Annotated in this window: 21 protein-coding genes and 1 tRNA gene; 15 read left to right on the plus strand and 7 right to left on the minus strand. The window is 53.6% G+C overall.

What is annotated here, in order from left to right:
* Window positions 1-63: 63 nt before the first annotated feature.
* From ACR0K4_RS06050 to ACR0K4_RS06075, 6 genes are all read left to right on the plus strand, one after another.
* Window positions 64-987 carry an N-acetylmuramic acid 6-phosphate etherase gene (locus ACR0K4_RS06050; protein WP_480853239.1) on the plus strand — a complete coding sequence of 308 codons (924 nt, stop codon included), beginning with the start codon at window positions 64-66 and terminating at the stop codon, window positions 985-987.
* Window positions 984-2,237, plus strand: a complete 1,254-nt coding sequence (locus tag ACR0K4_RS06055; RefSeq protein WP_480516203.1) for an ABC transporter substrate-binding protein — start codon at window positions 984-986, stop codon at window positions 2,235-2,237. The genes ACR0K4_RS06050 and ACR0K4_RS06055 overlap by 4 nt, the downstream gene beginning before the upstream one ends.
* 67 nt (window positions 2,238-2,304) lie before the next feature.
* Complete coding sequence (locus ACR0K4_RS06060; protein WP_480853240.1) at window positions 2,305-3,219, plus strand: carbohydrate ABC transporter permease; 915 nt, start codon at window positions 2,305-2,307, stop codon at window positions 3,217-3,219.
* Between the two features lie 10 nt (window positions 3,220-3,229).
* On the plus strand, window positions 3,230-4,069 hold the full coding sequence (locus ACR0K4_RS06065) for a carbohydrate ABC transporter permease (RefSeq protein ID WP_480853241.1): 840 nt from the start codon (window positions 3,230-3,232) through the stop codon (window positions 4,067-4,069).
* Entirely contained in the window at window positions 4,066-5,100 is a 1,035-nt protein-coding gene (locus ACR0K4_RS06070; protein ID WP_480853242.1) for a Gfo/Idh/MocA family protein, read from the plus strand. Before ACR0K4_RS06065 ends, ACR0K4_RS06070 begins: the two co-directional genes overlap by 4 nt.
* Window positions 5,097-6,092 carry an ABC transporter ATP-binding protein gene (locus tag ACR0K4_RS06075; protein ID WP_480853243.1) on the plus strand — a complete coding sequence of 332 codons (996 nt, stop codon included), beginning with the start codon at window positions 5,097-5,099 and terminating at the stop codon, window positions 6,090-6,092. Before ACR0K4_RS06070 ends, ACR0K4_RS06075 begins: the two co-directional genes overlap by 4 nt.
* Window positions 6,093-6,254: 162 nt before the next feature.
* Here the strand turns inward: ACR0K4_RS06075 and ACR0K4_RS06080 are convergent, their stop codons facing one another.
* Complete coding sequence (locus tag ACR0K4_RS06080; RefSeq protein ID WP_480853244.1) at window positions 6,255-6,647, minus strand: DUF6538 domain-containing protein; 393 nt, start codon at window positions 6,645-6,647, stop codon at window positions 6,255-6,257.
* Between the two features lie 210 nt (window positions 6,648-6,857).
* On the opposite strand from ACR0K4_RS06080, the gene ACR0K4_RS06085 reads away from it, so the two are divergent.
* Window positions 6,858-8,036: a tyrosine-type recombinase/integrase gene (locus ACR0K4_RS06085; protein ID WP_480853245.1), complete on the plus strand. Its 1,179-nt coding sequence runs from the start codon at window positions 6,858-6,860 to the stop codon at window positions 8,034-8,036.
* Complete coding sequence (locus ACR0K4_RS06090; protein ID WP_480853246.1) at window positions 8,033-8,728, plus strand: hypothetical protein; 696 nt, start codon at window positions 8,033-8,035, stop codon at window positions 8,726-8,728. Before ACR0K4_RS06085 ends, ACR0K4_RS06090 begins: the two co-directional genes overlap by 4 nt.
* A gap of 231 nt (window positions 8,729-8,959) precedes the next feature.
* Here ACR0K4_RS06090 and ACR0K4_RS06095 read toward each other — a convergent pair whose 3' ends face one another.
* Window positions 8,960-10,330 carry a hypothetical protein gene (locus tag ACR0K4_RS06095; protein WP_480853247.1) on the minus strand — a complete coding sequence of 457 codons (1,371 nt, stop codon included), beginning with the start codon at window positions 10,328-10,330 and terminating at the stop codon, window positions 8,960-8,962.
* A 405-nt stretch (window positions 10,331-10,735) separates the two neighbouring features.
* Here ACR0K4_RS06095 and ACR0K4_RS06100 point away from each other — a divergent pair, with 405 nt between their 5' ends.
* The 5 genes from ACR0K4_RS06100 (at window position 10,736) to ACR0K4_RS06120 (ending at window position 13,215) form a co-directional block, all read left to right on the plus strand.
* Window positions 10,736-10,924: a helix-turn-helix transcriptional regulator gene (locus ACR0K4_RS06100; RefSeq protein WP_480853248.1), complete on the plus strand. Its 189-nt coding sequence runs from the start codon at window positions 10,736-10,738 to the stop codon at window positions 10,922-10,924.
* Window positions 10,925-11,024: 100 nt separating this feature from the next.
* Window positions 11,025-11,342, plus strand: coding sequence for a hypothetical protein (locus tag ACR0K4_RS06105; RefSeq protein WP_480853249.1), 318 nt, complete (start codon window positions 11,025-11,027; stop codon window positions 11,340-11,342).
* Window positions 11,343-11,792: 450 nt separating this feature from the next.
* Window positions 11,793-12,311 (plus strand): hypothetical protein, encoded by a 519-nt coding sequence (locus ACR0K4_RS06110; RefSeq protein ID WP_480853250.1) that lies wholly within the window; start codon window positions 11,793-11,795, stop codon window positions 12,309-12,311.
* A gap of 291 nt (window positions 12,312-12,602) precedes the next feature.
* Window positions 12,603-12,989, plus strand: a complete 387-nt coding sequence (locus tag ACR0K4_RS06115) for a hypothetical protein (protein WP_480853251.1) — start codon at window positions 12,603-12,605, stop codon at window positions 12,987-12,989.
* A complete protein-coding gene (locus ACR0K4_RS06120; protein WP_480853252.1) occupies window positions 12,982-13,215 on the plus strand; it encodes a hypothetical protein in 234 nt (77 codons plus the stop codon). The genes ACR0K4_RS06115 and ACR0K4_RS06120 overlap by 8 nt, the downstream gene beginning before the upstream one ends.
* A gap of 180 nt (window positions 13,216-13,395) precedes the next feature.
* On the opposite strand, the gene ACR0K4_RS06125 is transcribed toward ACR0K4_RS06120, so the two are convergent.
* From ACR0K4_RS06125 to ACR0K4_RS06140, 4 genes are all read right to left on the minus strand, one after another.
* Entirely contained in the window at window positions 13,396-14,556 is a 1,161-nt protein-coding gene (locus tag ACR0K4_RS06125) for a DGQHR domain-containing protein (RefSeq protein ID WP_480853253.1), read from the minus strand.
* Window positions 14,549-15,172 carry a hypothetical protein gene (locus ACR0K4_RS06130; protein ID WP_480853254.1) on the minus strand — a complete coding sequence of 208 codons (624 nt, stop codon included), beginning with the start codon at window positions 15,170-15,172 and terminating at the stop codon, window positions 14,549-14,551. The genes ACR0K4_RS06125 and ACR0K4_RS06130 overlap by 8 nt, the downstream gene beginning before the upstream one ends.
* On the minus strand, window positions 15,172-15,990 hold the full coding sequence (locus tag ACR0K4_RS06135; RefSeq protein ID WP_480853255.1) for a DNA adenine methylase: 819 nt from the start codon (window positions 15,988-15,990) through the stop codon (window positions 15,172-15,174). The genes ACR0K4_RS06130 and ACR0K4_RS06135 overlap by 1 nt, the downstream gene beginning before the upstream one ends.
* A gap of 163 nt (window positions 15,991-16,153) precedes the next feature.
* Window positions 16,154-16,240, minus strand: a tRNA-Leu gene (locus ACR0K4_RS06140).
* Window positions 16,241-16,380: 140 nt separating this feature from the next.
* Between ACR0K4_RS06140 and ACR0K4_RS06145 the strand changes: the two genes are divergently transcribed.
* Both ACR0K4_RS06145 and lipB read left to right on the plus strand, forming a co-directional pair.
* Window positions 16,381-17,040, plus strand: coding sequence for a DsbA family oxidoreductase (locus ACR0K4_RS06145; protein ID WP_480853256.1), 660 nt, complete (start codon window positions 16,381-16,383; stop codon window positions 17,038-17,040).
* A gap of 28 nt (window positions 17,041-17,068) precedes the next feature.
* Window positions 17,069-17,749: a lipoyl(octanoyl) transferase LipB gene (gene lipB / locus ACR0K4_RS06150; RefSeq protein ID WP_480853257.1), complete on the plus strand. Its 681-nt coding sequence runs from the start codon at window positions 17,069-17,071 to the stop codon at window positions 17,747-17,749.
* Window positions 17,750-18,137: 388 nt separating this feature from the next.
* Here lipB and ACR0K4_RS06155 read toward each other — a convergent pair whose 3' ends face one another.
* Window positions 18,138-18,557 carry an HIT family protein gene (locus tag ACR0K4_RS06155; protein WP_480853258.1) on the minus strand — a complete coding sequence of 140 codons (420 nt, stop codon included), beginning with the start codon at window positions 18,555-18,557 and terminating at the stop codon, window positions 18,138-18,140.
* Window positions 18,558-18,687 lie beyond the last annotated feature (130 nt).

The raw sequence follows: 18,687 nt of genomic DNA on the forward strand, positions 1-18,687 counted from the left end.
ACAAAAATGGTAGACTAATGGTATCTAAAAGGTATGATGCGTGAAAGCCATAGGGGGAATCACGTGACGACGCCAGTCACAGAACAGCTGCATCAGGATGCGATCGGACTGGACGCCAGACCATTGGCCGAGGTCGCGGCACTGTTGGCCGCCGGGCAATCTCAGGCAGCCACCGCACCCCAGACCGCGCTGGACCCGATTTGCGCCGGGGCCAGGGCTATGGCGGAAACCCTTCATTCCGGCGGTATCCTGCGGTATCTGGCGGCAGGATCATCCGGCCTGATGGCCGCCTCAGACGCGCTGGAGCTGGGGGGCACATTCTCGATCCCTTCGGACCAGATTCGCATCCACATGGCCGGTGGCCTGCCGAAACATGCCGAAATGCCCGGCGATGTAGAAGATGTTGCCGACGAGCTGGAGTTGGAGCTGGCCGATCTGTCCCAGTCGGACACGATGATCGCCGTCTCAGCCAGCGGCACAACCCCTTACACAGTTGCGGCCGCCCGTATGGCGAAAGCCAAGAGCGCGACGGTTGTTGGCATCGCAAACAATGCGAACTCCGAACTGCTGCAACTCGCCGACCACGCGGTTCTGCTGCAAACGCCGCCCGAGGTGATTTCGGGATCAACCCGCATGGGGGCCGGCACCGCGCAAAAGATCGCGTTGAATATGCTGTCGACGCTCATGGCGGTGGAACTGGGTCATATTCAGGACGGCATGATGATCAATCTGCGCGCAGACAATGACAAACTGCGCGCCCGCGCCAAAGGCATCGTCTGCCAACTCACCGGCGCAAGCCCCGAAAAGGCCGAGCAGGTCCTGACGCAGGCCGATGGCAACCTGAAATGCGCCGCTCTGCTGGCTACCGGCGCGCAAACGCTTGAAACCGCACATCAATTGTTGCGAGAGTTCAACGGGCATCTGCGCCCCGCGATGGAACGACTGAACCATAACAACGACACTATCAACCTGGGAGATACCAAATGACACGCAAAGTTCTGGGCCTTGCTTTGATGAGCACGGCGCTGGTCGCCACAAGCGCCTATGCCGAAGACGTCACGCTGACCATCGAAAGCTGGCGCAACGACGACCTGACTCTGTGGCAGGAAAAGATCATTCCGGCTTTTGAGGCCGCCAACCCCGGCATTAAACTGGTCTTTTCTCCTTACAGCCCGACTGAATACGACGCCGCCGTCAACGCCAAGCTCGAGGCCGGCTCGGCGGGCGACATCCTCACCTGCCGCCCATTCGACCGTTCGTTGGGGCTGTACAACAACGGGCATCTTGCGGATCTGACGGCGATGCCCGCCATGAGCAACTTTTCAGACGTGGCCAAATCGGCATGGCAGACCGATGACGGCTCGGCCACCTTCTGCGTCCCGATGGCCTCGGTCATTCATGGCTTCATCTATAACAAGGACGCCTTCAACGAACTGGGTATCGACGTCCCGACCACCGAAGCGGAGTTCTTTGCGGCACTGGACAAGTTCAAGGAAGACGGCACCTATATCCCGATGGCGATGGGCACCAATGACCAGTGGGAAGCGGCCACAATGGGATATCAGAACATCGGCCCCACCTATTGGAAAGGTGAAGAAGGGCGTTTGGCGCTGATTGCGGGCGAACAATCGTTGACAGACCCACAATGGGTCGAGCCCTATGAAACGATTGCACGCTGGAAGGATTATCTGGGCGACGGGTACGAAGCACAGACCTATCCGGACAGCCAGAACATCTTCACGCTGGGCCGCGCTGCAATCTATCCTGCGGGAAGCTGGGAAATCTCGGGTTTCAATGCGCAGGCCGACTTTGAGATGGGTGCCTTCAAGCCGCCGGTGCGTGCCGCGGGCGACACCTGCTACATCTCGGATCATACCGATATCGGTATCGGCATGAATACTGCGACCGAGCACCCCGAAGCTGCGCAGACTTTTCTGGCATGGGTGGCCTCGCCCGAATTCGCTGACATCTTCGGCAACGCCCTGCCCGGCTTCTTCCCGCTCTCAAGCGCTCCGGTCGAATTGCAGGACCCGCTGGCTAAGGAGTTCGTAAGCTGGCGCAACGATTGCGAGGCGACCATCCGCTCGACCTATCAGATCCTGTCGCGCGGTACACCGAACCTTGAGAACGAAACCTGGAATGCTGCGGCGCAAGTCGTCAAAGGTGCGGAAACTCCGGCAGAAGCCAGCGCACGCCTGCAGGAAGGTCTGGCCAGCTGGTATGCACCGCACCAGTAAAACCTGAACCACTCACACCGGACGCGGCGTGTGTCGCGTCCGGTTCCTTATCCCCCCGGAGAATCCCATGCAGACCCGCCGCATCCGCTGGCACATCGTCGTTTTCCTTGCCCCTGCGGTGCTGGTCTACACGGCGGTGATGATCTTCCCTTTGTTCAACACGCTGCGCCTTGCACTGTTTTCCGAGGTCGATCAGGCGCGCATCTACGTGGGCTTGCGGAATTTCCGCACGTTATTCTTCGACCCGATCTGGTCCGAGCAGTTCTGGAATGCCTTAGGCAACAACTTCTGGTTCTTTTTGATCCACATGTTGGTGCAGAACCCGATCGGTATCGCCCTGGCTGCACTGCTAAGCCATCCGCGCCTTCGGTTTTCGGCCCTGTATCGGTCCGCAATCTTCATCCCAACGGTCCTGAGCTTTGTCATCGTCGGCTTCGCATGGAAGCTGATCCTGTCGCCGCTTTGGGGCATCGCACCCTCAATGCTGGACGCCGTTGGTTTGAAATCGCTGTTCGCACCGTGGCTGGGCAAAGAAGAGTACGCCCTGACCACGCTGGCGCTGGTCTCGGTCTGGCAATTCGTCGGCATCCCCATGATGCTGATTTACGCCGCTCTGCTGTCGATCCCCGAAGAAATCCTTGAGGCCGGAGAGATTGACGGCATCACCGGAGCGTCAGCCTTCTGGAAGATCAAGCTGCCGCTGATCCTGCCGTCAATCGGGATCATCTCGATCCTGACATTCGTGGGCAATTTCAACGCGTTCGATTTGATATATGTGTCACAAGGCGCACTGGCGGGCCCCGACTTCTCGACCGATATCCTCGGCACCTTCATGTACCGCACCTTCTTTGGCTTCCAACTGCAACTGGGCGACCCGCATATGGGATCGGCCATCGCCGGAGCCATGTTCGCGATCATCCTTGTGGGCGTCTGCATCTACCTGTTCGGCATCCAGACCCGAATGCGCCGGTATCAGTTGTGAGGGCCAAGCGATGAACAAAGCACGTTCCAATCCGCTGAACACCGCCGCCATGCACGGGGCTCTGATCCTTTATACGCTGATCGCCCTGTTTCCGGTCTTTGTGATCATCATCAACAGCTTCAAAAGCCGCCGTTCGATCTTTCGCGAACCGCTGGCCCTGCCCGATGCCGAGAGCTTCTCGCTGATCGGCTACCAGACGGTGATGAAGCAAGGGGATTTCTTCCTCTACTTTCAGAACTCGATGATCGTGACCGTGGTGTCGCTGACCTTCATCCTGCTGTTCGGGGCCATGGCTGCGTTCGCGCTGAGCGAGTACAAGTTCAAGGGCAACACCCTCATGGGCCTCTATCTTGCGCTGGGGATCATGATCCCGATCCGCATCGGTACGGTTGCGATCCTTGAACTGATGGTGGCGACCGGGTTGGTGAATACCCTCTGGGCGCTGATCCTTGTCTATACGGCGCAAGGGTTGCCATTGGCCGTGTTCATCCTTTCCGAGTTCATGCGGCAAGTGTCCGACGATCTGAAAAACGCAGGCCGTGTTGATGGCCTGTCGGAATATACGATCTTTTTCCGACTGGTCCTGCCTTTGGTCCGCCCGGCCATGGCGACGGTGGCCGTGTTCAACATGATCCCGATCTGGAATGACCTCTGGTTCCCGCTGATCCTCGCCCCCGCTGAGGAGACCAAGACCCTGACGCTGGGCAGCCAGGTCTTCATCGGCCAGTTCGTCACGGACTGGAACGCGGTTCTGTCGGCGCTGTCGATGGCGATCCTGCCGGTGCTGGTGCTTTACGTCATCTTCTCGCGCCAACTGATCCGCGGCATCACTTCAGGAGCTGTCAAATGACCAAAGTTCTGATCGCAGGCCTCGGTAATATGGGCCTGAGCCACGCGCTGGCCCATCACAACCACCCGGACGCGCAGATCGTCGGTCTGGTCAATCGATCCGGTCGCGTAGATCATCCCGATCTGGCTGGCTACCCGGCCTATTCCGATTTTCACGCGGCTCTGGCCGAGACGAACCCCGATCTGGTGGTCGTCGCCACCTACTCCGACAGCCACGCCGATTTCGCCTGCGCGGCGATGGAGGCAGGCGCGCATGTCTTTGTCGAAAAGCCACTGGCGACCACAGTGGCGGACGCCAAGCGCGTCGTCGCAAAGGCCATTGAAACCAACCGCAAGCTGGTCATCGGCTACATCCTGCGCCACCATCCCTCATGGATGCGCCTGATCGCCGAGGCGCGCGACCTTGGCGGGCCTTACGTCTTCCGCCTGAACCTCAATCAGCAAAGCAGCGGGGCCGAGTGGGAGACACACAAGGCGCTGATGCAGACCACCTCGCCCATCGTCGATTGCGGCGTCCACTATGTCGATGTGATGTGCCAGATCACCGATTCCGACCCTGTACGCGTCCACGGCATGGGCCTGCGCCTGAGCGATGAGATCGCCGAGGACATGTACAATTACGGCCAGTTTCAGGTGATCTTCGAGGACGGCTCAGTCGGCTGGTACGAGGCCGGATGGGGTCCGATGATGTCCGAGACTGCGTTCTTCGTGAAAGACATCGTCTCACCCAACGGATCGGTCTCGATCACTGACGGCAACAAGGGCGCGTCGGCTGACATCGACGGCCACACCAAGGTCGGAGGTCTTCTGGTCCACCGCCCAGACGGCGACCAGATGATCGACATGCCCGATGAACCCGGCCATCAGGAGCTCTGCGATGCCGAGCAGGCCTATATGCTGCGCGCCATCGCTGAAGACACCGACCTGACCCGCCACATGAACGACGCAGTGCAATCGCTGGCCATATGTCTGGCCGCCGATGAAAGCATCCGCACCGGCCGACCAATTTCGCTGAAAGAGGCATCCAAATGACCGCCCTGACGCTTACAAACGTGAACAAATCCTTCGGCACTGTCAAAGTCCTGAAGGATATCAACATCGAAGTCGAAGACGGCGAGTTCGTCGTCTTCGTCGGCCCCTCGGGTTGCGGCAAGTCTACCCTTCTGCGCGTGATCGCAGGGCTTGAGGACGTGACCTCGGGCGAGGTCCGCATCGGCGGAGACCTTATGAACCTCACCCCGCCCTCGAAACGCGGCATTGCGATGGTGTTCCAAAGCTACGCGCTCTACCCCCACCTGAACGTCCGCAAGAACATGTCGCTGGCGCTGAAACAGGAAGGCCAGAGCAAGCAGGTCATCGAAGACCGCGTCGCCAAGGCCAGCAAGATGCTGAACCTCGAACCTTACATCGACCGCTACCCTTCCGAGCTGTCAGGCGGCCAGCGTCAGCGCGTCGCCATCGGCCGCGCCATCGTGCGCGAACCCAAGCTGTTCCTGTTCGACGAGCCTCTGTCCAATCTGGACGCCGCCCTGCGCATGAACACGCGGTTGGAGATCGCCAACCTGCACCAGCAGCTCGATGCCTCGATGATCTATGTCACCCACGACCAGACCGAGGCGATGACACTGGCCGACAAGATCGTCGTCCTGCGCGACGGCTGTGTGGAACAGGTCGGCAGCCCGATGGATCTGTATAACAACCCCATAAACCAGTTCGTCGCCGGTTTCCTCGGCGCGCCGTCAATGAACTTCTTTCCGGCCGGTCTGCTGGGCGACGGCGGAGATGCCACCATGGGCGTGCGGCCCGAAGATCTGTTTTTGTCCGATGACGGTCCGATCACGGCAAATGTCACCCATGTCGAACATCTGGGCGGAGACACCAACGTGATTGCCAGGGTACAGGATCACCAGATCACAGCCCGCCTGTTCGGCCAGATTCCGGTCGGAACAGGCCAAACTGTCCGCCTGGGCTACACCCCGGACCGCACCTACCGCTTCGATTCACAGGGCGCACGCTTAAGCTGAGACTGAACTGACATTGATATCGGTAAGCTGGTGCAACCGACGCATGTTGATGACTTGAATATGCGTGTTTCTTGTCATTGCAAGTGGTCTTGGGAGCTCGGCTAAACTCCTGCAAAACATCAAAACGATGTTTCCATTCATGTAAAATTGGCTCACTGCGCCTCAGAACATAAGGTGGACCACTGGGTAAGCCTCGAAGCCCTCAAGGTGCGGCCGATACCTCGCTTTGGTAGATTCTTTGATCCCGTCCGCTTCCCTGAGCCAGCGAAGCCCCGTGTCCCTAACAGTAGTCCCCTCTTGCGGGTTATGTCTGGCAACCTGTTTGACTTTTGGTTCAGGGGTTGAGCCCTCACCAGTCGAAGCCAGAATCTCCGGCGAGACCTCTTTTCGCCTGACCAGAGCCTCAGCTAAGTCCTGCGTTCCGAGACCCCGCACGATCTCTTTCTTACCGATGATAGCTTGGTATTCGTTAGGTACTGCGACTCTGACCGCGTATCCGTTGCCCCTCTTAAAGAGACCCTTTGGCACCCGCACATCCATCTCAAAAGGGTCCATTTACCGTTACATTCGGCGAAGAAAACTGTTGAAAATCTAGTACTTGGTGCGGTCGAGATGCATTGAAGACTTGAACACGCATATTTCTGACCGTTTCAGGTTGTCTCAAAAATTCGACTAAACCACTGCAAAACATAAATATGTGGTTTCCATTCGCTTCAGGATGGTTCACTGTGTCTCACAGTAAAAGGTGGACCAGAGGGTGGACCAATGCCAGCACTCAACAAGCTATCATCATTGCAGGTCAAGAATGCCCAACCCGGCAAATACTCGGACGGCGGGGGCCTCTGGTTGCACAAAAAAGATGGCGATGGCGGCAAGTGGTTCCTTCGAGTTCATGTCCACGGGCGTCGTAGAGAGATGGGTTTGGGGGCTTTGTCCGCCGTCACACTGAAAGAAGCCCGAGAAGAGGCTGAAAAATGGAGAGCCGTCGCCCGTCAGGGAAAAGACCCAATCAAAGAACGCGAACGGATACGCCGGGAAGCGGCCAAGGCCGATCACACTTTGAGCGTGGTGGCGAAAGAAGCATTCGCCGCTCGTCAGGCCGAATTAAAAGGTGACGGCAAGGCTGGGCGTTGGTTCTCGCCGCTGGAACTGCATGTCCTTCCCAGACTAGGGAATGTGCCGATTGAAGAGATTGACCAACAGGACATAAAGAACACCCTCGCCCCTATCTGGCATTCCAAAGGTGAGACCGCGAAGAAGGCGATGGACCGCTTGGGCATCGTATTCCGGCACGGGGCAGCGATGGGGCTGGATGTTGACCTGCAAGCCACGATGAAGGCGAAAGCCCTGCTCGGGAAATCCCGTCAGGTACGCAAGCATATTCCTGCTATGCCTTGGATTGACGTTCCCGCATTCTATGCAAGCCTTGATGATGGATCAGTCACACATCTCGCGTTTCGGTTACTAATTCTAACTGCGGTGCGGTCCAAGCCGCTTCGGTTCATTCATCTGGACGAACTGCACGGTGACACATGGGTTGTCCCAGCAGACAAGATGAAGACCGGCAAAGAATTCCATGTGCCGCTGTCGAGTGAAGCCCAGCGCATCATTGAACAGGCTTCGGCTTTCGAAAAAGACGGCTACCTATTTCCCAATGTCCGCAAAGGCGTCATCTCTGATGCTACGATGTCTCGCCTGATGGAGCGAAAGGAATTAGAGGCACGCCCCCACGGGTTCCGATCCAGCTTCCGCACATGGTGCGCGGAGGCAACCGACACACCGCGCGAGGTCGCAGAAATGGCCCTAGCCCACGAGACTGGTAGCAAGGTAGAACGCACCTATCGGAGAACAGACTTCCTTGAACAGCGTCGTGTTCTCATGGAGCGCTGGGCACAGCATTTGATCGGTCAAAATGCTGAATTGTTGAAGTTTGTTACGTCATGAACGAAGACGAACGAGCCGAAGCCGTCCAATTCTCAAAAGACCATTTTGAAAAGTTCATTGTTTGGCATGGTGCGGATTGGTACGGGCCCATCGCCCACGTCATAATTCACTCATTGAAAATTGAAGTTGGGCCGTACAAATTTGATCTTTCAAGAAGCAACGAAGCAGAAATTTTACGTGGGGAAGTATTTGCTATTTCAACAGCAAATATCTTGCCACTTGTGAATGGTGCCGCGCTCCACCCTGAAGCATATGAACTTACTTGCAGAATTGCCGCCGATTTGGTCGGTTCAAATCAGCCGTGCCCGGAACCCTTACGAGTGTTCATATCCAGTGTCCTTCTGGGGAAGTGGAAGTCAAAGAAGTCATGGAATTACACCGACCTAGGCCTCCCTTCGGCCAAAAACTTTCTTCGAGACATGGCTATTGTTTCACTGATCGCGCGCTTGGAACAAGAGTTCGGTATCAACGCCACCAGACAACTTGAGACAAAAAACGCGGTTAGTGGGGCTGACGTCGCTGTCCAAGCTCTGACCGAGCTAAGAAAAGAAAAAACTAAGTCGGGGCATTCCCACATCAGTTGGCTTCCACCTTCCGTTGGGGCAACAAACACTATGTGGTCCAACAGAAACCAGTTTCACCGAATGAGTGAGGTGCTGACTTTGGCGTTGCAAGAGAAACTCGTCGAATAAGCGTCGCATTTTGCCTAGGTCTTTCACTGTGTATGGCAGCCAAACCATAAGTAAACGGGCGAAAATCAAACTGAGGACCATTTCGTAAAGGGTCAAATTTGCTGAAACGGAGCAAGGCTGGGGAGAGAAACCCCAGCACGTTGCTAAATTGGCTGACATGTATTTAACATCGTAACCGTCTGTCGGTGAGAAGACGTGAATGACGGATGCCTTAGCATCAACGAGTATCAACTACATACAAGACTTCATTGTAAAGCTGATGCTCGTGCCGCCTTGAGGCGTGGCAAAGCAGCAGTTCTGTGCGGAGAGGCCTACGAGAGCAGCGTTGCAGTCAGGGAAGAAGCCGAAAACTTGGCATGAGTGCCCGATACTATCTGTCGACTGGCAAAGATGCATTCCACTTCCCATAACGCCGGGCCTTTTTTCAACGAACGCATTCGCATTTAAGCTACGCTTGATCAATGCTTCAGCCAAATCCCCGAACGAAAGCCCGTCCAAAACACCGGACGAAACAGGAAATTCCTCGTTTTCCTTAACAACAACTTGATCAGGCAATAGTCGCTCAATCACATCTACTGGGGAAGAGCCTCCGACATCGACTACAGACTGCCCAGCTTTTATCAAATTCACTTCGCCATCGCGACCCTCGCAAGACGCATTTCTTTCGTAGAGTTCAACAAATCCTTCGGTACCGACAACGGCATCAATATGACCTCCAACGAGATATCTACGTTCCTCTTCGCTCAAGACATCACTGACCATTGTTTTGTCGTCTAAATTTGCATTAAGAGGACCGTCGACAAGAACCGAAGCCTCGAATGGCTTTCTAAAGGTCCTAGAAACTGAATTGAGTTCCGCGGTAACCTCTTTTCCCGGCGCGGCAACGATAGGAACCGTCTGTGCAATTCCAATAGTTTGCGTTTCGTTTTCTGTTCTAGCATTCGTCATCGAAACTTGTTTTGCATATGAGTAGTTGGCGGTAACGCTTGATGACGCAAAGAAACTAAAGCCCGCTTGTAAAGCCAGCCCGAAAGAATTGGTACGAGAAACGGTATCGGAAACAGTGGTTGAGCTACCTGTCGTCATAGACAGCGCTAGGTTCGTCGTCGTCGTTTGCGGTTGACTTGAACAATTATTAAGCGACGTACTCGTACGATACCACTTGTCTATTCCGCCTAACCGCTGCGTTTTGCCATAGCCTTGCTCTTCTACAAACACATCTAAGAACTGGGGAGTGAGTTCTCCCCAGTTCTCGGAACACTGGTTTTCTGACCTAACGCACACAGTTTCCCAAGCAGTGCATTCTCTGTATTTTTCCGAACCATCCGCAGGACCGTCTGCATCGCTTTCTGCCTCGGAGAAGTCTGTGTCCGTCAAGCACATTTCTCCCCTACACGAAAACCAATTTGTACAGCGGCGCTCGCTTTCCAAGCACACGTTGCTGCACGATCTGGCCAGCAAGAAATCCCCTTTGGAAGCTAACTTGACTGATATATCTGCAATTGCATCGATCTCTTGCGCACCAGCAGGCTTCAATTCGAACAACACTATCGTCGACGCAACTAAAACAAAGAAAGTAGGCCTCAAATTCATGTGCTTCATTCAACCATCCCTATAAAATTCTTATTTAGACGAGTTCGTAGGACAAAGTACTTCAAAAAACTATTGATGAGTACAACGCTAGAGCACTAACTGCAGCCTGGCAACGATCGAGAAAAATTTCTTTGTCGGACACTTACATTCCATACGTCGATAAGACTGGGATCAAGGTCAAAGCAATTCAAATCTATCTAGGATCACTCAACGCTCTAATCTTTAGCATCGACGACAATCCAGCTGGGTTACGAGATATTGGTGTTCGCTGCAGAGCGCAGAATATTCGTGAACCAACTCTGCTTCGATCTTTTGCTCCAATTTATTTTTTCTAAGTGAGTAATTCTAAACGCCAAACACAATTCGACCTGCCATGTCTCGGTCAGTCAGACACGATTGGAGTTCGAGAGAAAAATGCAGACACAAAAACGCTATAACACTCTGAGCCAACTCACAGCGTCATACCCGTTTAGCAAGCCGACGATTTATAGGCTGATCAAAAAGGGAAAGTTCCCTAAGCCCATAAAGATCGGCAGCCGATCCTATTGGATAGAAGATGAAGTTGAAGCTGCGATGCAGGCGTTTGCCAACGCACGAGGCTGAGCAACCCCACCCTACAAACGAAGTCCTAGCTGCCTCTCACACCCGTCACAGGTCGTGGGGGAGTGCTTTGACACACCCAATCGAAAAAAAGGAATGCGAAATGAGCATCAAGAACACGTCGAAGACCAAAACTCCCACACCCGAATACATGGCCACGCTCTGCAATGGTAAGACGAAACGGTTCGTATTGATGCGTCCTAACCCAGAGAACCCTTCACAACCGGGAAAGATTGAGTTCGTAAAAGGTGTTCCGGTGCCCGTGGATCAAGCCACGAAAGAGCATCTGGAGAAACATGCAACTTATTCGAAAACCGCGCACTTTCCAGATGGAGAGGTGGAGTACACAGTGCACTGCTCTTTTGAATTCTCGGCCCTGACTGCAGATCAGATGGCCAATGATGCAGAGCCAGCCACCTAAGAAAACACCCCACCGTGAACAAACACAGGCGGGGCGTTTTACCGAGAAGTATTAGCGTGCTCGTAATATAGCATCCCCGCCGTTCTCAGACCATAGGAGAATTGAATGACCAACGGCAAAAACTGCCGGGGAATGCAGCGGTATTGCTCATTGCCCCCCCTCCAAGGAAGTCCAGCACCCACCTCAAACTCAACCCGGGAATGTTCCGACTACTACAATAGAATTCTGAAGGTATCCGGCTCTTATCGGGTGATTGTCTGCCGGGATGACCTTCAGTGGATTTTGCAGCGTCGTAGGGCCGGAAATCCGGGCGCTGGGCGGGCGTGGGAGGCCATTGGCTACATCACCCAGCCTGAGACACTAATCCGTCTGTGGCGCGAAAAAACTGGCCAGAGCCTCATGCCAACCGTTGCAACAGTTGCAACGCCCAGCGCGAAAGCGATTTGAGCCATGGGTCGCGACAAAAAGAATGAGAAACGAGTAGGCCAGTTCGCGAAGTGGATATTCTCCGAAACCAAAATCCCTGCGTGGAAAGCCCTCTCCGGGAATGCACAAGCGGCTTACATGCACTTTAGCGTGAGGTGTTGGACCGAGGGTAAGAAACTCCGCAACAACAACAACGGCAAAGTTGGTCTGTCGGCCCGAATGCTCGCAAAAGAAATGGGCGTTAACGACAAAACCGCCATGACCGCGATGGCCGACCTTCAAGCCAAAGGTTGGATCGTTTGCACGATGCAATACGGAAACGGGCTTAAGGGCAAAGCACTAGCCCCGGAATGGCGGCTTACCATGCTACCAACCACAAACCGCTCGGCCACACGCGAACCTCTGCATTGGAACGCAGGTCACGACTATGAGGTGAAGATATACGCAAAAAGCCGCAGGCCGGGTCACGCGCGAGGCGACGCGAGCAGATTTGGTTCTTCGAAGAGCGGGAACATTGTTCGCTTACAGGGGGCATCGAAATGAAAAACCCCGCTGCAAACTCTGATGCGGTCGTGCCGCAAACTCTGATGCAGGTGCGTTCAATAATACAGTCTTCTGCAACAAAGTCTGACGCAGAAAACGGGCTTTTTTTGGCTTTTCCTGCTGCAAACTCTGGCACCCTTATATTAGCCATATACCCCGGTCCGAAGCGGCACTCCGCCAAAGGCTTAGACATTCAAATCAAATCCCCAAAAGACCACCGGCAGGAGTGAATACGAACTGCCCCGACAGCCTTTGGCTGACGGTTCCAACTTTGACGAAAAGGAAAACACCATGACCGAAGAAACTCCCAACCAAGATCAAATGCAAACGCTGGCACAATCGCCCGCTGACACCCGGGAGGGCCAATATGCGCTACTGGCGGACATACTTTTCGAACAGTCCGCTGAAGGCATGGAAATCAGGCGGAAAAAAGTTGAGTTGAGCAACGGCATTGGAGAATTGGAACTACGTCAAATGGGCCTTAACGCCCTGATAGCGGACAGCCAGAACGTTGATGAAAAAATCCGGCTCTCGGCTAAACGCGCCGAAGTCAAAGGCCGAATTCGGGCATCAAGGGATGAAATTGATGAGTGGTCGCAGCGCGAGAAGCGAGTGCGCCAACGCCAGAAAGCCGAGTTCATCGCCCAGCGCGTACAGAAAGGCCAAGGGCATGACTGAAGTGATCGTCGCGCTAACCTACTTGTTTTTTGGTGCTCGCATTTGGCGGCGGGTCGTATTACCCAGCCGCATCCCGGAAGATCAAGCGGCACTGGAATGGCATATTGAGGCATCGGAGCAAGAGCGCTCCGGTGATCCCGCGTTGCTGTTGGCCAAGGCAACCGTCGTTCTGTTTTGGCCAGCCTTCATGTTGTTTGGGTTCGTGGCAGCGAAGTTGCAGGAGTGAGTTGCAACTGTTGCAATATTTCCGACGACGCGATTACGAAGAATTAGTAAATAAGAAATTGATGACACTTCGACTTTTTTCCAACCAGAGACACCAAGTTTTATACGATTTCCGCTACCTAGGAAGACAGAATTCGCCTGAGATTAGATTAGCGCCAAAAATTTGGAGTATAGTTAAGGATCATTCTAGCTTTTCTTCCAATTTCAAAACCCTAAAGAGCTTGGCTTCACCGCCGGAACCGGGGACGAAGTTTTCCGTGTTAAAATCATCGTCCTCAAGTGGCACATTCTCCAAGTAGTTCGTTACGTAGTCTTTCGGAACAACACCTCCGGGCAGCCCATGTGCGACATGCAGGTGACCGTACAGCCGCATCAGTGCTCGAAATCCGTTTGTCCGATTGAGCATCAAACCTTCGCGCGTAGTATCAGCCCATGCCTTAGGCCATCTTGACTGCACTGCTTCGAAAAACCCGTTTACAGCGCTGGCAATTTTCAAATCACTTTCTTCAATAAAGAGGTTTCTAAACGGCAGTTTCCAAACATCCGGAACACCAATCTTTTTCAACGACTGCCCCCGGAGAAGTATGTCTCTATCCCCTTTGGGGTCGTCAGAAACGTATTTCAAAAGCATCTCGACAAAGGTTGCTTGCGAGATAGGTTCAAAATCACGTCCAACCGTTGCGCCACCGAGCCGCTTAATTCGCTGTGAGAATGGACCTTCCTTGTCCTGATCGAGAGCTACGGCGATATTGTGACAGGTTTTTTGGGGGCTCCGAGATCTTGCAAGTGAATAAAGGTCGTAAACAAGGTTTTTGTGAACCTTTGTCTGCTCCAAATTCACGGTCGAGAAGATATGTGCCTGATCTGATATGTCCGCACCGACAAAAACAACTACGGGCAAATCAAAATTGTCACCTTCAAATGCCCTGAGCCCGGCAATACGGTGTTGACCATCGATTACCCTAGCAATGTTGCTTATGTTGATTGATTGTTCTGTCTCGTGGCGTCTGACATTCGAAACTATCAGTTTCTTCCGCTCTTCGTCATACTCAGCATAATCTTCATCGATGGCGATGATGATACCTGTTGGAAACGAAGCATCGTAAAAGTTCACATATTGCTTGATCTTGTCGACGCGGCGTTGATCCAACGGTCTCTGGATCCCAAGATAACGTTCGACATCGCGCTCTTCTTGAATTACCCGCCGCACATCGAAATGGGTAATCTTTCGGACAAGATTGTATGGCGCTGAGCAGATGAAGATGTCACCAATCGGCTGACGTGCGCGGATACAATCAAACTCATAGGATATGGGATCTTGGTCTTTGGGAACGTCAATCATTTCGAGAGTTCCATAGTTTGATAAAATCGTTTGTGTCCGAGTTCCCTTGGCCGGAGAAGCTCTCTAGTTCGTTTTTGTATACGGAAACCGCGTAAAGGCACACCAGTGCAAAACCGTAGAGCAGGCCAGAAGCCATTAGCATATTGTCGGCATGAATTTGCACTGAAACTAACCCCATACTGCTCAACCTCAACAACCCAAAACAGAACGCCGCTACTGCACAGATCGCGAGGGAAATCAGAAAAAACCACATACCCGATGGGAACTCGAAAGTGAGTTTTCCAAATCGCGACGCATTTGGGCTTGGATTTTCCTCTCCCCACACCGCATAGTTCTTTGTAATCGCGAAAATAAGTGGCCCTACCAGCGCAGACGAATAAATGAACAAATCCCCTTGGCTTACAGACGAAAGAACATTGTCTAAGAAGTTAGGGCTCGACTTAATGAACGTCGAAGCCAGCAACGGAAAAAACCATATAGGGAGCGTCGAAAACAAAGTTGAAATGGACAGTTCGAGCAAAGCAGCCCACCTCGATTGAGACTTAGCTTCGAATACCCCACCCACAAGTGGCAGAAATGACAAAAGTTTCACCACTAAAGATAAAAGCTTCCTCATTAGAGCGCCTCTCGCTCCATGTACACCAATAGCTCCTCAGTTTGTGACCTTCCCTTTGACTTTCCACTTATGACTGAAGCTCTCGGCACAGCTATCAGGCTTCCATGACCGCTGTAGAGTTCTGTTAGACTTTCGTGATTAGCGTTAGTTAGAATAATCTTTGCGCCACGTTCAGTTGCAGCAACTAGATCGTCTCTCAATCGAATTTGATCTTCCCATCTAAATATTTTCTGATTGTACTTAACAAACCCATTCATATTATGGGCAGTCGTGTACGGTGGATCTACAAATACAAAGTCACCATCTGTTGCTTCACTCAGCGCTTCAGAAAAATCACAGCAACGTAGGTCTGCGTTTGCCAACACTTCGGATGTCATCTGGAAGTCATCATCATCCATTAGGACCTTAGTCTTAGTTCCGATAGGTACATTGAACTGACCCGCCAGATTTTCTCGATACAAACCATTCCAACACGCTCTATTTAAATACAAAAATAGAGCCGCTCGATCTGACATTCTTTCATAATTAGTCGCCCTTACACGGTAGTAGTGCTCCTTACTGTGTAAGGACTGATGTCGCTTCAGAGCTTCCCAAACTTGCCCCCAATCATCGCGGATTGCCCGATAGGTTTCTATCAGCTTTGGATTCACGTCAGAGAGTATTGCTTTACTAGGTGCCAGATGGAAAAATACTGCGCCACCGCCTAGGAATGGTTCAATGTAGCGTCCAGAAAACTCAGGTATCTTGAAAGTCTCGTGACCTACCAGCCAACGTTTTCCTCCGGCCCACTTCAAAAACGGCTTCATACGCTCACTCAAGAATCTCATTGCTATAATTTCGGACAATGTTCACTGCACACCAAAAAAGTGCAACAACTTATGCGAGCAAGCGCGGCCCGGACACTAGGGTGGACTACAAGGTGGTCTATAAAAACCATTTACCAGACAAGCATCAGATAATAATTACTTTTTTGCAATTTTCTGGTGCGGTCGAGAAGACTCGAACTTCCACGGGTGTTACCCCACAGCGACCTCAACGCTGCGCGTCTACCAATTCCGCCACGACCGCACTGCCATTGACTTGGTAGAGGCGCGTATAGACGCTGAACCGCACGATGTGAAGAGGCAAAAACACGGCAGTTTGAATTCACCTCACGCATTCCTATTTGTACAACCTCAGGACATCACGACAAAAGTCAGGAACAGCAGATGGCACCCTCGGATCCCCGCCCCGTCGTACAGATCGACATTGTATCTGACGTAGTTTGTCCCTGGTGCATCGTTGGCTTTCGTCAGCTCGACGAGGCGTTGAAACAAGAGAGTGTTCTGGCCAGGCTGCGCTGGCATCCGTTTGAGTTGAATCCGATGATGGGCCCCGAAGGCCAGAACCTGCGGGAACATATAATGGAGAAATACGGCTCGACCGCGGAACAAAGCCAGCAGGCTCGGGAACGGCTGACCGCGTTAGGGGTCGAGCTGGGGTTTGCATTCAATTTCACCGAAAACAGTCGAATCTATAACACCTTCGCCGCGCACCAGTTGCTGGACTGGGCCGAAGGTCAAGGGCGCCAGCACCCGCTGAAGCTTGCGCTGTTCGATGCCTATTTCACTCAGATGCAGGATGTCTCGGACACCGAGGTCCTGATGGGTGCTGTCCGCGCTGCCGGTCTCGAGCCTGACGCGGCAAGGGCAGCGCTGGCATCGGGGGCCCACGAAGGGCCAGTGCGGGAAAAACAGCAATTCTGGAGCAGCCGGGGCATCTCGGGCGTTCCGTCCATGGTATTTGGCGGGAAATACCTGCTGACAGGCGCGCAAGGGATCGACACTTATTCTCAGGTCCTGCGACGCTGTCTTGCAGACGCGGCATAACCCCTTTTCCATAGCGCCCAGACAGTCTATGGACCTGACCATGGAATGGAAGACGACCGACGGGCTGACCGAGTATGAGGATGCCACCGCCTTTATGGAGGCGCGTGTGGCCGAGATCGAGTCCGGGGCGGCGGATGAATGTATCTGGCTGCTTGAACACCCTCCTTTGTATTCGGCGGGCACCTCGGCGCGCCGCAAGGATCTGATAGATCCCGATCGGTTTCCCGTCTACGAAAGCAAGCGTGGCGGTGAATACACTTATCACGGCCCGGGGCAACGCGTTGTCTATGTAATGCTTGATCTGCGAAAACGCGGGCGTGACGTTCGCAAATTCGTTCAGCAACTGGAAGACTGGGTCATCCGGGCCCTGGCCGAGTTCAATGTGACCGGCGAAATCCGAGACGGGCGCGTCGGCGTCTGGGTTCAGCGCAATGACAAACCGCTGACCCTGACCGGCCAACCCGCCGAAGACAAGATCGCTGCGATTGGTGTGCGGCTGCGTAAATGGATCAGCTTTCACGGCATTTCGATCAACGTTGAACCGGACTTGGAACATTTCAGCGGTATCGTGCCCTGTGGCATACAGGAACATGGTGTCACGTCGCTTGTCGATCTGGGTTTGCCGGTGGCGATGGCGGATGTGGATGTCGCGCTGCGCCGGACCTTCGACGATGTGTTCAACGCCGATACGGCCAACGCCGCCGAGTGATTCTGCACTCTCGCCTCGGTTTTGACACAAGACAAAACAACAATCTTGGGCTGCGTCAGGTTCTGTTTCTGGAACCGTGAACATCTCCGCTGAGATTTACCATTATTCGTATCAAATTCAGGTTTTTTTCACTTCCCCCCAATACAAACCCCGCACAACCACGTAGTGTGTAATGGCCGTTCAAGAGTGAGTGGTGTGTTAACCGGTGATCACGGTACTACCCCGTGAAATCCGATGAAGTGTTTGGTTACGAGTCTGCCGTTCCGACCCCATATCGGAACGGCAATTCTCGTTTCAAACCCCCAAAACCAGCGCAAGCGTCGCGCCGGACAGGTTCAACCCATCGACGCGCAATTTGCGCTTTGCCTTTAGGCGCGCGCTGGTCAAGTCAGCTCAAAGCCGCCCGAATCTTGTCCGCGTGTTCTGCGATCAGGTCAAAATCTCCCATCTTACCCGGGGCCCGGAGCGAAACTGCTTCATGCCGGGGCAAAACATGAAAGTGCAAATGGAACACCTCCTGCCCACCTGCGGCTTCATTAAACTGCTGGATCGTGACCCCATCCGCCGCAAACGCCTTCATCACCGCGTGTCCCAGCTTCTGCGTGGTCGCCATCACGGCTGCCAATTGCTGTGGCGAGGCATCCAGCAGGTTGCGACAGGGTGTTTTGGGAATAACCAACAAATGACCATCCGCGCGCGGCATAATATCCATGAAGGCGACCGTCTCGTCATCTTCGTACACGCGGTTCGAGGGGATTTCATCGCGCAGGATCTTGGCAAAGATGTTGTCGGGATCATAAGTGGGCATCTGAGGTCTCCGATAAGTAAGTCGCTACAAGTTCTGAGGCTCCGCGCCAGAGGGGTCAAGCGACGATTACCGGCTGTGGCACACACCCCTTGAATTCCGCCTTTGGATGACCAGATAGGCAGTGATCCCG

Source organism: Ruegeria sp. K11 (assembly GCF_056531905.1).

Excerpts from the sequence above, each read along its gene's own strand:
- ACR0K4_RS06125 (WP_480853253.1), bottom strand. The coding sequence starts at position 14,556 with ATGATTGACGTTCCCAAAGACCAAGATCCCATATCCTATGAGTTTGAT.
- ACR0K4_RS06080 (WP_480853244.1), bottom strand. The coding sequence starts at position 6,647 with ATGGACCCTTTTGAGATGGATGTGCGGGTGCCAAAGGGTCTCTTTAAG.
- ACR0K4_RS06095 (WP_480853247.1), bottom strand. The coding sequence starts at position 10,330 with ATGAAGCACATGAATTTGAGGCCTACTTTCTTTGTTTTAGTTGCGTCG.
- ACR0K4_RS06155 (WP_480853258.1), bottom strand. The coding sequence starts at position 18,557 with ATGCCCACTTATGATCCCGACAACATCTTTGCCAAGATCCTGCGCGAT.
- ACR0K4_RS06110 (WP_480853250.1), top strand. The coding sequence starts at position 11,793 with ATGGGTCGCGACAAAAAGAATGAGAAACGAGTAGGCCAGTTCGCGAAG.
- ACR0K4_RS06115 (WP_480853251.1), top strand. The coding sequence starts at position 12,603 with ATGACCGAAGAAACTCCCAACCAAGATCAAATGCAAACGCTGGCACAA.
- lipB (WP_480853257.1), top strand. The coding sequence starts at position 17,069 with ATGGACCTGACCATGGAATGGAAGACGACCGACGGGCTGACCGAGTAT.
- ACR0K4_RS06075 (WP_480853243.1), top strand. The coding sequence starts at position 5,097 with ATGACCGCCCTGACGCTTACAAACGTGAACAAATCCTTCGGCACTGTC.
- ACR0K4_RS06090 (WP_480853246.1), top strand. The coding sequence starts at position 8,033 with ATGAACGAAGACGAACGAGCCGAAGCCGTCCAATTCTCAAAAGACCAT.
- ACR0K4_RS06100 (WP_480853248.1), top strand. The coding sequence starts at position 10,736 with ATGCAGACACAAAAACGCTATAACACTCTGAGCCAACTCACAGCGTCA.
- ACR0K4_RS06130 (WP_480853254.1), bottom strand. The coding sequence starts at position 15,172 with ATGAGGAAGCTTTTATCTTTAGTGGTGAAACTTTTGTCATTTCTGCCA.
- ACR0K4_RS06065 (WP_480853241.1), top strand. The coding sequence starts at position 3,230 with ATGAACAAAGCACGTTCCAATCCGCTGAACACCGCCGCCATGCACGGG.
- ACR0K4_RS06055 (WP_480516203.1), top strand. The coding sequence starts at position 984 with ATGACACGCAAAGTTCTGGGCCTTGCTTTGATGAGCACGGCGCTGGTC.
- ACR0K4_RS06085 (WP_480853245.1), top strand. The coding sequence starts at position 6,858 with ATGCCAGCACTCAACAAGCTATCATCATTGCAGGTCAAGAATGCCCAA.
- ACR0K4_RS06060 (WP_480853240.1), top strand. The coding sequence starts at position 2,305 with ATGCAGACCCGCCGCATCCGCTGGCACATCGTCGTTTTCCTTGCCCCT.
- ACR0K4_RS06120 (WP_480853252.1), top strand. The coding sequence starts at position 12,982 with ATGACTGAAGTGATCGTCGCGCTAACCTACTTGTTTTTTGGTGCTCGC.
- ACR0K4_RS06070 (WP_480853242.1), top strand. The coding sequence starts at position 4,066 with ATGACCAAAGTTCTGATCGCAGGCCTCGGTAATATGGGCCTGAGCCAC.
- ACR0K4_RS06145 (WP_480853256.1), top strand. The coding sequence starts at position 16,381 with ATGGCACCCTCGGATCCCCGCCCCGTCGTACAGATCGACATTGTATCT.
- ACR0K4_RS06105 (WP_480853249.1), top strand. The coding sequence starts at position 11,025 with ATGAGCATCAAGAACACGTCGAAGACCAAAACTCCCACACCCGAATAC.